The sequence below is a fragment of the Streptomyces sp. NPDC002886 genome (assembly GCF_042888445.1).
Lineage (GTDB): Bacteria > Actinomycetota > Actinomycetes > Streptomycetales > Streptomycetaceae > Streptomyces.
This window is the reverse complement of sequence record NZ_JBIAPV010000004.1, coordinates 60342-75310: the sequence shown is the minus strand read 5'-3', so window position 1 is coordinate 75310 and position 14969 is coordinate 60342. Positions and strand designations below refer to the sequence as shown.

The window sequence follows — 14969 nt, the reverse complement described above, 5'->3', positions numbered from 1 at the left end:
GCGGGCGGGCGTCCGGCACCACCGCGATCAGAGGAACTTCCGTGCCCTACGTCAACGTCAAGATCACCCGTGAAGGCGCCACCGCGTCGCAGAAGGCCGAGATCATCGCAGGCGTCACCGACCTGCTGGTCAAGGTCCTCGACAAGGACCCGGCCACCACGTTCGTCCTCATCGAGGAGGTGGCGCTGGAGGACTGGGGCGTGGGCGGCGTCCCGACGGACGAGTACCGCCGCCGCAACCGCGCCCGCGACTGACGCCGGTCCCGTACGGAGGCCGGACACCACCCGGTGTGCGCGGGGCCGGGCGGTGCACGGGCTCCGGCGGCGTGCGGGTCAGGTGTCGCGCAGGTCCAGCGCGCACAGGTCCGGGCCGATGAAGGGCAGCAGCCGCACCGTGGTCGCGTCGGCCTCCAGCAGGCCGTCCAGGACGCCTTGATGGACGGCGCACACGACCTCGGGCCGGGCCCGGGCCAGCTCCCGGTACGGGCACGCGTCCAGCAGGACCCGCCGCGTACCGGCGTCGGGCCCCTGCGCGTCCCGGGGCGCGAAGCCCATCCGGGCGGCCGCGGCGAACACCCGCTCCGCCGCGGGCCCGCTCCCGGTCAGTCGGCGGCCCCAGTCGAGGCCCGCTTCCCGGGACGCGCCGGGACCGCCCCCGACCGCCTCGGCCAAGGCCCGGGCCAGCTCCCGGAACGCACTGTCGGCCGGCTCCTCCCGGGGATCGGGCCCGGTGGCCGCGTACCGGAGTCTCGGGCGGCCCCGGCCCGGCCCGGCCGAGGCGGTGGCCGTGACCAGGCCCGCCTCGGCCAGGGCGGCCAGATGATGGCGGACGGTGGCGACCGAGAGCCCCGTGGCGGCGGCCATGTCGGCCACCCCCAGCAGCCCGTCCGCCTCCCGCAGCAGGGTCATCAGACGTCGGCGAGACGGTACGGCCAAGGCGTGGTGGACGCGCTGGGCATCCACATCGCGGGGCTGGTCGGGCATGGCCCCAATATAAACGACGTCCATGGCCTAAAAGAGGAGGAAGCCCAGGTCGCCGCCGCCCCCAGGTGCTCGCCGGGGGGCGGTGTCGGTGGACTGTTATCGTCCGTTCATGCCCGAACTGATCGCTCCCACCCCCCGTCTGCACGCCTCCTGGCTCGCCGCGCAGGAGGAATGGGGGCTCGATGCCCACATGGACGGCGCCGGGCTCTCCTCCGACGACGACGTGGACAGCCCGGAGGGTTTCGCCGCGTGGACGGAGCGGCTGCGGACGTACGGGGACCACTCGGTCCCGCCCGCGTCCGGACGCGTCCACGCCACGTACTGGTGGATGGCCGAGGGCGACGAGTACCTGGGCGCCATCGACCTGCGCCACCACCTGAACGGGTTCCTGCTCGACGCCGGAGGCCACATCGGCTACAGCGTCCGCCCCTCGGCCCGCCGCCGCGGCCTGGCCACCTGGGCCCTGGGCGAGGTCAAGTACGAGGCCCGGCTGCTGGGGATCGACCGCGTCCTCCTCACCTGCGACCCCGGGAACCAGGCCTCGATCCGCACGATCGAGGGCCAGGGCGGCGTCCTGGAGGACGTCCGCGAGACCCTCATCGGCCCCAAGCGGCGCTACTGGATCGACCTCTAGGCGCGTTCCCGGCCACCCGGGTCGAGGAGCCGTTCGAAGTCAGTCGGGCAGCGCCACGGTGAGATCCACCTCGACGAGCTGTCCGGAGAAGCCCAGCTGGGCCACGCCCAAGAGGGTGCTGGCGGTGGTGAACGCCGGACCCAGGGCAGACTCGGTGAGCCGACGCCATGCGGCTCCGAGCATGTCCCTCTCCTCGCTCCGCACGTAGATCACCGACCGCACCACGTGTTGCGGCCGGGCGCCCGCCGAGGTCAGGGCGGTGAGCGCGTTCGCGACCACCTGGTCGACTTGCGTCTCGAGGGAACCGGCACCGACGAGGTCACCGTTCCGGTCGAGCGGGCACTGTCCCGCCAGATAGGCCGTACGCCCTGCTTCCACGACCGTGATGTGGTGGTAGCCGGGCGTCTCGTGCAGCTGCTCGGGGTTGATGCGGGTGATCTTCTCGGTCATGTCCGCGAGTCTGCCCAGCGTGGTGCCGGCACGCACCGCAATTTTCGCAGCGGTTACGGTGTGGCCATGGTGAATTTTGTGCTCGTCGCGGGTGCGCGGCTCGGATCGTGGGCGTGGGACGACGTCGTGCCGTACCTGCGTGCGGCCGGCCACGGTGTTCACCCGTTGACGCTGTCCGGTCTCGCCGAGAAGCGCGGCGTTCCCGCCGGGCAGCAGCGGCACGTCCAGGACATAGTCGATGAGGTCGAGCGCCAGGACCTGCGTCAGGTCGTGTTGGTGGGCCACAGCTACGCGGGCATCCCAAGTGGTCAGGCCGCCGGGCGGATCGGTGACCGGCTGGCCCATGCGGTCTTCCTCGACTCCAGCGTTCCGGCCGATGGCGCATCCTTCGTCGCCGAGTGGCCGGACGGCGGGGCGATGATGAGGGCGGCGATCGCCGAGAACGGCGGGTTCTGGCCGGTCGCGCCCGCGGCCCACTTCGAGGGCCACGGTCTCACCGAGGACCAGATCGCACGCATCGTGAGCGGTTCGACGCCGCACCCGGGTGCCACGCTGACCGAACCCGCCGTGGTGGACCGCTCGCTCGGCGACCTCCCGACGACCTACATCAAGTGCACGCTCGGCGACCCCGAGCCGGGCGACGACGTGGCCGAGCTGTTGACCGGCGAGAGCTGGCGCCTGATCGAGATGGACACCGGCCACTGGCCGATGTTCTCCCAGCCGCGCGAATTGGCGCAGGTGCTCCTCGGCGTAGCGGGGTCGTGAGTTCGCGGACCGCGCGTGCGCCTACCGTGACGCGGGACGCTGCGGGTGGGGCGGGAACGCCGGGGTCGCGGGTGCCGGGCCCAGGGTGGTGGTGCCCGGGGCGGCCCGGTGGCCCAGGCCCGTGCGGTAGGCGTCCAGTGCCGCCTCGGTGCGGCCGGCCCGGCGCAGCAGATCGCCCAGAAGGCGGCACAGATCCGCGAGGTCGCCCGTCGCCCCGCTGCGTTCCAGCAGCGCCAGGGCCTGTACGTAGTGCTCCTCGGCCGACTCGGGCTCGCCCCGCTCCTCGGCCATGAGCCCGAGGAGCCGGTGGGCGCCGCCCGCGTGGACGGCTCCGTGGCTGTCTCCGAGTGCCAGCAGCGCCGAGAGCAGCCCGGCGGCCTCCTCGTACCGGCCGAGCCGGCGCAGCACGTCGGCCAGTTCGACCTCGACCTGCGCGGTGTACAGGGCCGCCCGCCCGGCCGAGAGCATGTCCCGGGCCGTGCGCAGTTCCCGCTCGGCGGAGGCGAGGTCCCCGTTCTGGGCCTGGACGTAGCCGCGCATCCAGTGGCAGTGCGCCAGATCGGTCCGCAGCTGGAGCTGCCCGTAGATCGCCTGGGCCTTGGCCAGGGAGGCGTCGGCGTCGGCCACCCGCCCCTCCGTCAGGAAGGTTCGCGCGACCTGCCGGTGCATGCCCGCCACCAGGGCCGGGTCCGTGACCCGGGGGGCCAGGGCCAGGGCGAGTTCGGCGGCGTGGGCGGCCCGGGCGTGGGCTCCCATGTCGATGTACGGCCCGATGACCGCGGCGTAGAGCAGGAGCAGCGCCTCGGGGTCGGCCAGCCCGCTCGCCCCCAGTTCGTCGATGGTCGACTCGAGCAGGTAGCAGGCGTAACGGAGTTCCCCGGCGAGCAGGTGCGCCACTGCGCGGCCCCGGATCGGGCGGGCGCGGCGGGGGAGCGGCTCGTCGGCCAAGAGGCGTTCAGCTGATTCGAAGTAGCCGATCGCTGTCGGTAGTTCGCCCGTCTCCAGGGCGCAGTCGCCCAGTCCGAGCAGGGCCCCGACCCGTTCCTCGGCGAGCCCGAACTCCTCGGCCTCGGCGAGCAGCCGCCGGTAGTGGACGGCGGCCTCGACCGCCGCGCCCGAGGCCAGGAGCTGCTGGGCGTCGGTCAGGGCCAGGCGCAGCTCGGTGGCCAGGGCGGCGGGGCGCCCGGTGGTCAGTTCCTCGTAGGAGGTGCCGAGCCGTTCGGCCAGGAAGCGCAGCGCGGCCTCGGAGGGGCGCACCTTGCCCGACTCGAGCGTGGAGACATAGGCCGGGGTGTACGCGGGCTCCGCCAACTTGCGCTGTGTCAGGCCGAGTTCGGTGCGCATGCGCTGAACCCTGCGGCCGATCTCGGCCGGTTCGTCCATGAGATCCCCCTGGTTGCTCGAACTGCCAAGTATTCAGGGGGAGCAGGGGATTGCGCACCCGTCGTGCGCCACCTAATTTAAGCAACCGATTCAGTCTGCTTACATCTCCACTTACATCTCTGCTTCGCCTCTGCTCAACTCCCGTCATCGCAGGAGGACTTCATGCACCACGTCAGACGCCCGGCCGCCGCCCGGGTGGTTCTGCGGGCAGCCGTCGCGGCGGCCTGCGCGACCGCCGCGCTGCTGGCCGCCGGACCCGTCCGCGCGGCCGACGCCCCGGTCGCGCCCCGGCTGGTGGTGGAGATTCCCGGCCCCGAGCAGGGTGGTGACGCCGGATCGGGCCACACCCGCGTCCCCGCACACGCCGACCGGCCGGCCGGAACCGGCGCCCGGCTCTCCGAAGCGGAGCGCGCGGCGGACGGCGAGGTGGCCAAGATCGTCGACAACGGCCCCACCGCCGACCGGCTGGACGTCGTCGTCATCGGCGACGGCTACACGGCGGACGAGCTGGCGAAGTTCCATGCCGACGCCCGGGCCAAGTGGGCCGAGGTGACGGCGGTGGAGCCGTACGCCACCTACCGGAACCTCTTCAACGTCTGGACGGTCGACGCCGTGTCCCGGGAGTCGGGCGTCTCCGGCGACCCCGACCGGGCGACCGTCCGCGACACGGCCCTCGGCGCGTACTTCTGGTGCGAGGAGATCGAGCGGCTCCTGTGCATAGACCAGCCGAAGGTGGATTCCTACGTGGCCAAGGCGCCCGAGGCCGACCTGGTCCTCGTCCTGGCCAACAGCGCCAAGTACGGTGGCGCCGGCTACAACGAGCCCAGCGCCGCACTCGGCTACGAGGGCATTTCCACCGCCTCGGCGGACAACGCCAAGTCCGGCCAGGTCGCCATCCACGAGACGGGCCACTCCCTCGGCAAGCTCGCCGACGAGTACTTCTACCCCGGTGTCCCGGACTACGAGAAGTACACCGGGCCCGAGCCCGCCGAGTCCAACAGCTCCACGCTGTCCGCCGATCAGATGGCCGCCCGGCGCACCAAGTGGCACCGCTGGCTCGGCGAGCCCTCCCCGGACGGCGGCACCGTCGGTGCCTACGAGGGCGGCGGCTACTTCGTCACGGGGCTCCAACGCCCCACCGACAACTCGCTGATGCGGGTCCTGGGCAAACCCTTCAACCTGCCCGGCGTCGAGGCGATGATCGCCGGCTTCCACCAGCACGCGAACACCGTCACCGCGCTGACCCCGACGGACCGCACCCTGCGGACGCGGCACATCGCGAAGGCGGCCGTACCCCGGCTCACCGGCGCCGACGGCCGGCAACTCCTGGTCCGCTGGTACCTCGACGGGCGGGAGGTCAAGCGACTGGCGGGCCGGACCGACGTGCCGGTCGCGGAGCTGAGGCTCCGCGACGCGCGCACCCACACCCTGTCGGTCACCGCCGAGGACCGGACCCCCTCGGTGCGCGACCCGGAGATCACCCGCACGCTGCGCTCCACCGTCGGCTGGACCGTCCGCCGGTAGGCGGTGGCCGGCCTAGGCCGCCTCGCCCACGGGGACCTCGGCCGGGGAGCCGGCGCCCGCACCGCTCCGCGGCAGGCGCCGCAGCGCAAGGGCCATGGCGGCCGCCGCGTACGCGCAGAGCACCGCGACCCCGGCCCACCAGGGCAGGGGGAAGTACCCGGCGGAAGGCGCGTAGTGGGCGGTGACCTGCGGGTACTCCACCAGTGTCTGCTGGACGGCGAAACCGGCGGCCGGAGTGACCCGGAGCAGCCACTGCGCGAGACCGTCGCTCAGTAGGGGGACGGTGCTCACGGCGTACGGGACCACGATCGCCGAGACGGCCACGAGCACCGCGAGCCGGCGGCGCCGGAGCACCGCGCCGAGGGCCAGGGCGAGCACGGCCGTGAGGGCGAGCACCGCGGAGACGCAGACGACCACCCGGGCGCCGGTGAGCACGGAAAGCCCCACGACGGGAACCCCGTTGGACTTCAGCACCGCCACGCCGACCGGCACCACGATGCCCATGGCGAGGAGCCCGGTCACGAACGTCACGGCCCCCACGACGACGGCCCTCGCCCCGAGCACCGCGCGGGTGAGCGGTGCGCCGTCCACCGGCAGCCGGCGGCCGGACCCGGCACGGCCGGACCCGTCACCGGCGAACCGTACCGCCACCACGAGCACGATGAGCAGGGCGAGGCTCAGCCCGGTCAGCATCCCCTCCACGGGGCGGCCGCCCGAGGTCGCCGCCGGTGAGATGTCACCGGCACCGGTGACGGTGATCCTGCCGTCCTTCTCCACGGCCCCGGACGGCTGGTGGTGCTTCTCCCAGTCGGTCGAGTTCATCTCGCCCCCGACCATCCCGGCCCGCCAGCTCCCGCCCACGGAGGCGCCCTCCACACCGACGTGGTCGAAGGAACCGGCGGCCTGGGTGAAGCGCACCTCCTCCGTGGCGCCGCCGAGGCCGGCCGGACGCAGCGTGAGGTCGCCGGGGGAGGTGGCGAACATGCCGACCTGCGCGGTCCCGGACAGCCCTGCGAGCTTCACGGCGGCCACCTTCGCCCACCGCTCGCCGTCGGAGGACTCGTATCCCGTGACGGTGCCGCCCGCCCGGGTCAGCCGCAGCCACACCGGCGAGGCCTCCGAGACCGCCGCGCCGTCGACGGCGCTCCCGGCGATGTCGTGGCCGTAGTCGTACTGCATCCGCACGCCGTGCGCGCCGGTGACCATCAGGGCCGCGTACGAGGACCCCGGGCCGAGGCCGTCCTTGACGATGATCCCGGCCTTCGCCCACGGCACCAGGCCCGGGACGATCCGGTCGTGGTGGGGCGGCGGATAGGTGATGGTGCCCGTCATGGACGTCATCCGGACCGTGATGCCGCCCTCGCGCCCCAGGTCCCGGTGCATGAAGGCGAACTGGTCGCTGACCGCGGTGCCGTCCGGGCCGGTGGGGTCGGCCGGGCAGGTGCCGGCGCAGGACGCGTGGTTGCCGAAGGCGTAGAGCAGGCCGAGGGCGAGGACCATCAGGGCCGCGGTGACCAGAGCGATCAGCCGGGCCGGACGCAGGAAGCGGGTCCACTCCTGCCGGAGGAGTTCGTTGTGTGTGAGCATGCTCCGGTTCTACGCAGCCGCCCGTAACGCGGTCCGAACCGTCGCTGTCATGACGCTGTTAGGTGCCGGCGGGCATGCTGGACGGCATCGGACGGGACGGGGAGAAGCGCCATGGCCAGACTGCGGAACGGGACCGTCGGACGGCGGTTCACGATGCTCTACGCGACGGTGTTCCTGCTGTCCGGCATCGGCCTCATCGCCCTGATCTACCTGTTCTCCCGTTCCGACATGATCCGGTCCGTCCCGGGGCAGGCGCCGCCGGGCGAGCCGGCCACGGGCGTCGCACAGCACGTCCTCGACCTCGAACGGCAGCTCGCGGAGGTGCACGCGCAGCAGTCCAGGCAGCTCCTGGTCGGCTCGCTGATCGCGATCGTGGTGATGGCGGCCGTCTCGCTCCTGCTCGGCCGGATCCTCGCCGGGCACGTCCTGCGCCCGCTGCGCCTGATCACCGCGGCCACGCGGCGGATCTCCGCGGACAACCTGGACCAGCGGCTCGCCGTGGCCGGGCCCGCCGACGAGGTCAAGGAGCTCGCGGACACGGTGGACGGGCTCCTGGCGCGCCTGGAGGCCTCGTTCGCCGCGCAACGGCGCTTCGTGGCCAACGCCTCGCACGAACTGCGGACCCCGCTGACCACGATCCGGGCCTCGCTCGACGTGGCCGTGGCCAAACCGCAGCCCGCGGCGCAGACCGTCGCGCTCGCCGGCCGGGTGCGCACCGAACTGGACCGGGTGGACCGCCTGTTGGAAGGCTTCCTCGTGCTGGCCCGCGCGCAGCACGGCGTCCTGCCCGACCGCGTCCTCGTATCGCTCGCCGAGCTGGCGGGGGAGGCGCTGGCCGCCCGGGCCGGAGCCATCGCCGGGAAGAACCTGACCGTCGAGGCCGAGCTGGCGTCGACGGCGTGGACGCGGGGCAGCCCGGCGCTGCTGTCCCGGCTGGTGCAGAACGTGATCGACAACGCGATCGTGCACAACCAGGAGGGCGGCTGGATCCGCCTCGCCACGCAGGACGGGGCGGGCGCGGGTGACGCCAGTGCGGGCGACGCCGGCTCTCGTGACGGCGGCGCGGGTGACGCCCCCTGGGCCCGACTCGTCGTCGAGACCGGCGGGAACGTTCTCGACCAGGCCCAAGTGAACCGGCTGACGCAGCCGTTCGAGCGGCTCGGCACCGACCGGACCGGATCGCAGGAGAGTTCCGGACTGGGGCTGTCGATCGTCGCCGCGATCGTGTCCGCGCACGGCGGCAGCCTCGACCTCCGGGTCCGGGCGGAGGGCGGACTGAAGGTGACGGCCGCGATGCCGCCTGCGGATCCCTCCGGCCCCGACGGCCCGCGCGGGGGGACGGCATGAGGATCCTGGTCGTCGAGGACGCGCGCTCGCTCGCGGAGGTGGTCGCCGAAGGACTGCGCGACCAGGGCATGGCCGTCGACCTCGCCCACGACGGGCTGGCCGCCGCCGCCAAGCTCGACGTCAACGCGTACGACGTCGTGGTCCTCGACCGGGACCTGCCCGGCATCCACGGCGACACGCTCTGCCGGATGATCACGGAGCGGGAGGACCGCGCCATGGTGCTGATGCTGACCGCGGCCGGATCGCCCGGCGACCGGGTCAGCGGCCTCACCCTGGGCGCCGACGACTACCTCGCCAAACCCTTCCACTTCCCCGAACTGATCCTGCGCATCCGCTCCCTGGCCCGCCGCAGGCCCGCGGCCCGGCCCCGCACCCTGCGCGCCGCCGGAATCGAACTTGACCCCGTGCACCGCACCGCCCTGCGCGAGGGCGCCCGCCTGGAGCTCTCCGTCAAGGAGTTCGCCGTACTGGAGGCCCTGCTCCGGGCGAGTCCGGGCTTCCTGAGCGCCGAGGCCCTGCTCGAACAGGTCTGGGACGAGAACGCCGACCCGTTCACCAACACGGTCGCGGTCACCATGGGCCGCCTGCGCCGCAAACTGGGCGCCCCGCAGATCATCACCACGACCCCCGGCGTGGGCTACCGCATCACCGCGCCCGGGACCGGCGGGACGGCGCAGCGGGGGGACGGATAATGGCACCGCACGTACCGAGCGGAGAGTTGAAGAGACGATGACGCTGAAAGAGGGCCTGCGGGTGAGGCTGGCCGCCGACACCCGCCTGACCGACTGGGTCGCGATGACGGAAGACCCTTCGGGACCGGCGGGGGCCGTCGCCGGTTCGCTGTCCCTGGCGGCGGGCACCGAGGGCACCGTGGTGGGGGTGGTCGAGCACGACCGGCAGACCGAGGAGTCCCGCGAGTACGAACGGCTCAAGTCGCTCCTCGACGCCTACGGCGCGGGCATGCCGGCGGAGAGCAGGAAGCAGCTGGAAGAGAAGGTCACCGGGCTGGAGCCCGCATGGACCGCCTACCGGGCGGAGCCGCTGCGGGTGACCGTCCGGGTGCGCTTCGACAACGGCTTCATCCTCGACGACGCGCGCGAGGACCTCTTCGGCCCCGCCTGACGGGCCCTTACGGGGCCTTGCGTCACGGAGCCAGAGCCGCGTCCACCGCCGCCTCGGCGTGCAGGCGGGCCGTGGGGAAGAGCGGCACGGGGCTGTCCTCGGGACCGATGAGCAGCTCGATCTCCGTGCACCCCAGGACGATCCCCTCGGCGCCCCCGGCGACGAGTTCCCCGACGACCCGGCGGTAGGCGGTGCGCGATTCCTCCCGGACCACGCCGAGGCAGAGCTCCTCGTAGATCACCCGGTGTACGAGTGCACGCCCCTCGGGACCCGGGACGCTGACGTCGAGCCCGCCCGCGGCCAGGCGGCCCCGGTAGAAGTCCTGTTCCATCGTGAACGCGGTGCCCAGCAGCCCCACTCGGCGCAGTCCGGCGCCCCGGACGGCGGCGGCCGTGGTGTCCGCCAGGTGCAGGAGGGGGACGGAGACGGCGGCCTGGACCGGGTCCGCGACCTTGTGCATGGTGTTGGTGCAGATCAGCAGGAGCTCCGCGCCCGCCGCTTCCAGCGACCGGGCGGCACCGGCCAGTACCTCGCCGGCTTCCTCCCAGCGGCCCTGCACCTGCAAGCGCTCGATCTCCGCGAAGTCCACGGAGTAGAGCACGCAGCGGGCGGAGTGGAGTCCGCCGAGGCGTTCGCGGGTCCGCTCGTTGAGGATCCGGTAGTACTCCGCCGTGGACTCCCAGCTCATACCGCCGATCAACCCGATGGTCTTCATGCGCCGATCATAAGGGAGATCTCCCTATGCTCATTCATCCATAAGTCTGGCTTTGGGTTGCTGTGGGCGGGAACTCCAGCGCGTCGAGGACCCGGTGCAAGGGCCGGCGCAGGGCGACGGCGACGGGCCGGGCGTCCGCGCGGGCGTAGTCGGCCAGCGCGGCGCGGGCGGCGGTCACGGCGGCCCCGGGGTCTTCGCCCGACAAGGCCTCCTCGACGGCCCGCGCGGTGAGCGAGGCCGGTTCGGGAACCCGGAGCCGAGCACGGGCGAGGTCGGGAGCGAGGTCCTCCCGGCAGGTGAAGGCGTCCACCTCCCCGGCCAGCGTCGCCACGTGCGCGGCGAGCCCGTCGGCGGCGGCGATGCGCTCGGCCAGGAGGCGTACGGTGCCGCGCTGACGGCGGCGCAAGGGGTTGAACCGCAGGGCGCGTTCCGCCTCACGGGCGCGTGCGGCGCCCGCGTGCACCGCGTCGACGTGGAGGTGCACCCGGGTGAGGTTGTCGCGGGCGGCGGCCGGCCCGCCGCCCAGCAGGGCCGCGGTGGCGGTGAGGGAGCGGCTCAGCCGTGCGGCGCATTCACCGGCGATGACCGTCAGGAGGCGCTGGGGGTCGGGCGGCCACAGCAGCGGAGCGAGGAGGATGGTGACCGCCGCGCCCGCGACGGTCTCCCAGACCCGGTCCAGTCCGTAGGAGTCGGGGGAGGCGTTGGCGAAGACCAGCAGCGAGGACAGCGCGACCTGGATGTTGAGCGCGCCGCCGGCCCGCAGGACCATGCCGGCGCCCAGGCCGAGGGCCACGACCAGGGCCAGGGTGAGGGTGGAGGGCTGCCACAGGTTCAGGACGCCGATCGCGAGCAGCACCCCCGCCACGACCCCCAGGATCCGCTGCAGCGAGGTGCCCAGGGCCGTCATCGGATCACCGCGCAGCGCCACCAGGGGCACCATCGCCGCGAACACCGGCGGCTGGTCGGCGCCCAGCCACAGAGCGGCCTGCCAGGCGGCGGCCACGGTGACCACGATGCGGGCGGCGGCCGGACCCTCGGTGCGCAGGAGCTCCCGGGCCCGCCCGGCCCGGTGCGCCGTGGAGGAGGCGAGATCGGTCATCCGTGGTCAGCCCGCTCGGCCGCGGTGGATCCGGTCGATGCCGTACCACTTCGACACACAGGCGGCGACCCAGTCCCGCTCGTAGGTCTGCGTGTAGAAGGGCTCCGCGAGGTCGCCGATGTACAGCGGCCGGTACGCCACGTCCGTGGCGCCCCGCCCGGCCTCGGCCCGGATGCGCGCGTCCTGCGCGTCCCAGGCCACCGAGCGGGTGACCGTGGTGGTCGTCAGCCGCCGGAGCTCGGGGACCAGTACGGCCACCGAGACCAGCGCCAGGCAGCCCGCCGCCACGGCGGAGGCCGGGAGCGCCGTGCCGGTGCTCCGGTGCGCCCGGACCCGCCGCCCGCCCCAGGCCCCCAGCAGGGCGCCGTAGCCGCAGAGGCCCAGCTCCATCGGAACCAGGTAGCTCGTCCAGGTCCGGGCGTAGGTCCACCCGGCCGGTCCGTAACCGCTGCGCAGGCCCACCGCCACCGCGAACGAGCCCAGCACCACCACCGGCACCGGGAGCAGCAACAGGGCGATGAGCGTTCCGCGCGGTACGGTCCCGCGCGCCTCCCGCTTCCCGGGCACGGGCCCGCACCGCCCGCCCCTCCCCAGGACCGCCGTCAGCCCCAGCAGGACGCCGACGGCCGCGGCTCCGAGGTAGGCGGGCCGGCCGGCGACGGAGTCCCACATGCGCAGCCAGTCCTCGAAGGTGGCCCGGAGTTCGCCCGGGGACAGCATCGACTCCTTGGCCGGCTGCTGGGCCCGGCGCCACCGGGCACCCGGGGAGGTGTAGAGCACGACCAGGCCGCAGACCAGTCCCGAGCACCAGACGAGGCACCAGGTGAACGGCCGCCAGTCCCGCGCCAGTCCGAGCCGGGGCAGGCAGAGCAGCCCGAGGAGCGCCGCGAGGAGACCGCTGACGAGGGTGAACGGCTCGCTCAGGGTGCCCATCGCGAAGCCGATGAGGAACGCGCCGGCCAGGCCGGCCACCCGGACGGCGGTACGGGGATGGCAGGCGGTCCGCAGGGCCAGCAGCAGCACCCACACGCCGACGACGCTCGGCACGGTGTGGGAGATCGTGGCGGGTGCCCACAGCAGCACTTGATAGCTGCGGGGTCCCGCGAAATAGACCAGTGCCTGGACGACCAGGGCGCAGGCGGTCAGGACCAGCATGCGGGGCCTGCCACCGAGGAAGCGGACGAACTCGCGCCCCAGCAGGACCAGTCCGATGGTGAAGCAGACGGCGATCACCGTCGGCAGGATCTGGGCCCCGGCCAGTCCGTCACCGTAGACGAGACCGCTCAGGAAGGCGTTGGTGATCCGGCCGTTCTGCGTCGTGTAGAAGTCGGAGGTGATGCCGAGGACGCCCATGTCGCGGGCCTTCCAGCCGGCGCACCAGTCGTCGGACGTGGGCCGCACGTACAGACCGAGGAAGCAGCCCACGGCGATCAGCGCACCGGCCGCGGCGACGAGGACGGCACCCGCGGCGGGGAGCACCCCGCGCAGGAGCGTACGGGGGCGGCCGACTCCGGCGCCCTCGTGCGGGTTGCGTTCGCCCTTGCCCTCGCCTTCGCCTTCGCCTGCGGAAGTGCTCATGTACCCGCCCTTCGCAGCGGAACCCGGCCGGGAGGGGCGGCCGACGCACCCGCCCACCCACGGTGACCGACCGGCCCGCGGACACCCATGGTGTGCACGGCCCCCGGCCCCCGGCATCCCGGGAGCGCCAGGCCGGTGACGCGGCCGCGGGCACCCCGCGCTCCCCGCTCACCCGCGCGGCGCGCGCTCCGTGGCGGCCTTCGCGCGGCGCGCCCAGGATGGGGGCCAGGGTCCGCGCGCACGCGGGCCCGGCGGAGGGAGCGGCGATGCCCGGTGTCCGGACCGGTCGTTGGGCGGTCGTCACGGCGGCCTTGGCGAGCGTCGCCGTACCCGTGTGCACCCCGGGACACCCCACCGCCCGGCACCCCGGGCACCCCACCCGCCATGAGGCCGGGCACCCCACCCGCGACGGCGACCCGGCGTCGTTCGCCGTGCTCACGAGCCACCGGGACCGGGGGGAGCCGGAGCCCGGCCACGCACGGCCGGCTGCCCTCGCGGTCCCCACCGCGGGCCTCCTGTCCAACACGACCGCCGCCGAGGGCGTTCCGCCGTCCCTCGCCGCGGACGCGCGCTACGTCCGGGGGAGCCACGTCCTGCGGCTGGCCTCGGGCCGGTGGATGTACCTCCCCGACGCCAGGACGGCCTCGGCCGTGGTCGCCCCCGGCCATCCGGCGGCCCGGCGGCAGATCGAGGCCAGCCGCGCCTGGCTGGCCTCCGGCCGGATCCCCGGCGCCTCGCCCGAACGGCGCGCGGCCGCGGAGCGGGCCCTGCTGGCGATGCGCGCCCTGCTCCGCCCGAACGGCGCGGTGGCGGCGGGCTGGACCCACGGCTGGAAGTACTCCTGGCCGCGGGACTCCAGCTTCGCCGCCGCGGCCTTCGCGCACACCGGACACGACGCCGAGGCCTACCGGATCCTGCGCTACAGCGCCGCGACCCAGCGCGCGGACGGCGTCTGGGAAGCGCGTACGAAGCTCGACGGATCCGGGCCGCCCGATGCCAGGGCCTGGCAGCTCGACGCCAACGGCTGGGTCCCCTGGGCGACCTGGCAGTGGTACCAGGCGGCCCCCCGGGCCACCCGCGGAGCCCGGCTGGCCGCCCTCTACCCGATGATCCGCAAGGCCGCCGACCACGCGGCGGGCTCCCTGCGGGCGGACGGGCTGCCCCCGGCGTCCCCCGACTACTGGGAGCTGACGACACCCACCGCGAACATCGGTACGGCCGCACCCCTCCTCGCCGGGCTCAACGCCTCCGCCGACCTCGCCCGGAAGGCGAACCGGCCCGAGGAGGCGGCCCGCTGGGCCCGGGCCGCGCGGCGGCTGTCCGCCGGGATCTCCGCACGCTTCCTCCCCCTGGGGTACCAGCGGACCGTCGACGGACGCCACGGGCACGACAGCGCCGTGGCCTTCATGGCGCCCCCCTTCAACGAGGCCCCCGCCGGCCTGGCCGGGGCACTGGACACCACGTACCGGGAACTGCTGCTGCCCAACGGCGGGCTGACCCCCGGGAACGATCCCGGGGCGCGCTGGGGCGCGTACGCCTGGACGCCCAGCACGGCCTTCTTCGCGCTCGCCTGGGCCGGCACGGGCCGGCCCGAGAAGGCCGGACGGGTCATGGACTGGGTCCTCTCGAAGCGCAACGCGCTCGGCGAACTGCCGGAGAAGGTGGACGGGTCGGGCCGGCCCTGCTCCGTCGCCCCCCTCGCGTGGACGGGCTCCCTCGCCGTCCTGGCCCTGGTGGCGCTGGACGGCCCGGGGCTTCCGACCCCGCCCCTGACCCCCTAGG

Annotated in this window: 15 protein-coding genes; 8 read left to right on the top strand and 7 right to left on the bottom strand. The window is 74.0% G+C overall.

Going from position 1 to position 14969, the window contains the following annotated elements; genetic code table 11:
• Nucleotides 1-41: 41 nt before the first annotated feature.
• Nucleotides 42-254, top strand: coding sequence for a 4-oxalocrotonate tautomerase family protein (locus ACFYYB_RS18795; protein ID WP_327308822.1), 213 nt, complete (start codon nt 42-44; stop codon nt 252-254).
• Nucleotides 255-332: 78 nt separating this feature from the next.
• Here ACFYYB_RS18795 and ACFYYB_RS18790 read toward each other — a convergent pair whose 3' ends face one another.
• Entirely contained in the window at nt 333-983 is a 651-nt protein-coding gene (locus ACFYYB_RS18790) for a helix-turn-helix transcriptional regulator (RefSeq protein ID WP_389436311.1), read from the bottom strand.
• A gap of 109 nt (nt 984-1092) precedes the next feature.
• Between ACFYYB_RS18790 and ACFYYB_RS18785 the strand changes: the two genes are divergently transcribed.
• A complete protein-coding gene (locus ACFYYB_RS18785) occupies nt 1093-1617 on the top strand; it encodes a GNAT family N-acetyltransferase (RefSeq protein WP_389436310.1) in 525 nt (174 codons plus the stop codon).
• A 39-nt stretch (nt 1618-1656) separates the two neighbouring features.
• On the opposite strand, the gene ACFYYB_RS18780 is transcribed toward ACFYYB_RS18785, so the two are convergent.
• Nucleotides 1657-2067, bottom strand: coding sequence for a RidA family protein (locus ACFYYB_RS18780; protein WP_389436309.1), 411 nt, complete (start codon nt 2065-2067; stop codon nt 1657-1659).
• A 66-nt stretch (nt 2068-2133) separates the two neighbouring features.
• Between ACFYYB_RS18780 and ACFYYB_RS18775 the strand changes: the two genes are divergently transcribed.
• Nucleotides 2134-2832 (top strand): alpha/beta fold hydrolase, encoded by a 699-nt coding sequence (locus ACFYYB_RS18775; RefSeq protein WP_389436308.1) that lies wholly within the window; start codon nt 2134-2136, stop codon nt 2830-2832.
• Nucleotides 2833-2853: 21 nt separating this feature from the next.
• Here ACFYYB_RS18775 and ACFYYB_RS18770 read toward each other — a convergent pair whose 3' ends face one another.
• Nucleotides 2854-4215, bottom strand: coding sequence for a tetratricopeptide repeat protein (locus ACFYYB_RS18770; RefSeq protein WP_389436307.1), 1362 nt, complete (start codon nt 4213-4215; stop codon nt 2854-2856).
• 162 nt (nt 4216-4377) lie between these two features.
• On the opposite strand from ACFYYB_RS18770, the gene ACFYYB_RS18765 reads away from it, so the two are divergent.
• A complete protein-coding gene (locus tag ACFYYB_RS18765) occupies nt 4378-5739 on the top strand; it encodes a M64 family metallopeptidase (RefSeq protein ID WP_389436306.1) in 1362 nt (453 codons plus the stop codon).
• A 12-nt stretch (nt 5740-5751) separates the two neighbouring features.
• Here the strand turns inward: ACFYYB_RS18765 and ACFYYB_RS18760 are convergent, their stop codons facing one another.
• Entirely contained in the window at nt 5752-7326 is a 1575-nt protein-coding gene (locus tag ACFYYB_RS18760) for a hypothetical protein (RefSeq protein ID WP_389436305.1), read from the bottom strand.
• 111 nt (nt 7327-7437) lie between these two features.
• Here ACFYYB_RS18760 and ACFYYB_RS18755 point away from each other — a divergent pair, with 111 nt between their 5' ends.
• From ACFYYB_RS18755 to ACFYYB_RS18745, 3 genes are read left to right on the top strand one after another with little or no spacing between them, the layout of a single operon-like run.
• Nucleotides 7438-8673: a sensor histidine kinase gene (locus ACFYYB_RS18755; RefSeq protein ID WP_389436304.1), complete on the top strand. Its 1236-nt coding sequence runs from the start codon at nt 7438-7440 to the stop codon at nt 8671-8673.
• Complete coding sequence (locus ACFYYB_RS18750; RefSeq protein WP_389436303.1) at nt 8670-9365, top strand: response regulator transcription factor; 696 nt, start codon at nt 8670-8672, stop codon at nt 9363-9365. Before ACFYYB_RS18755 ends, ACFYYB_RS18750 begins: the two co-directional genes overlap by 4 nt.
• 37 nt (nt 9366-9402) lie before the next feature.
• The gene (locus ACFYYB_RS18745; protein ID WP_389436302.1) at nt 9403-9795 is read left to right on the top strand and encodes a hypothetical protein; all 393 of its coding nucleotides are present in this window, start codon (nt 9403-9405) and stop codon (nt 9793-9795) included.
• 22 nt (nt 9796-9817) lie between these two features.
• On the opposite strand, the gene ACFYYB_RS18740 is transcribed toward ACFYYB_RS18745, so the two are convergent.
• The 3 genes from ACFYYB_RS18740 to ACFYYB_RS18730 are packed head-to-tail and all read right to left on the bottom strand — an operon-like array spanning nt 9818 to nt 13187.
• Nucleotides 9818-10510, bottom strand: a complete 693-nt coding sequence (locus tag ACFYYB_RS18740) for an aspartate/glutamate racemase family protein (RefSeq protein ID WP_389436301.1) — start codon at nt 10508-10510, stop codon at nt 9818-9820.
• A 34-nt stretch (nt 10511-10544) separates the two neighbouring features.
• Nucleotides 10545-11609, bottom strand: a complete 1065-nt coding sequence (locus ACFYYB_RS18735) for an aromatic acid exporter family protein (RefSeq protein ID WP_389436300.1) — start codon at nt 11607-11609, stop codon at nt 10545-10547.
• Between the two features lie 6 nt (nt 11610-11615).
• On the bottom strand, nt 11616-13187 hold the full coding sequence (locus ACFYYB_RS18730) for a DUF6056 family protein (protein WP_389436299.1): 1572 nt from the start codon (nt 13185-13187) through the stop codon (nt 11616-11618).
• A gap of 266 nt (nt 13188-13453) precedes the next feature.
• On the opposite strand from ACFYYB_RS18730, the gene ACFYYB_RS18725 reads away from it, so the two are divergent.
• On the top strand, nt 13454-14968 hold the full coding sequence (locus ACFYYB_RS18725; RefSeq protein ID WP_389436298.1) for a hypothetical protein: 1515 nt from the start codon (nt 13454-13456) through the stop codon (nt 14966-14968).
• Nucleotide 14969: the final 1 nt, after the last annotated feature.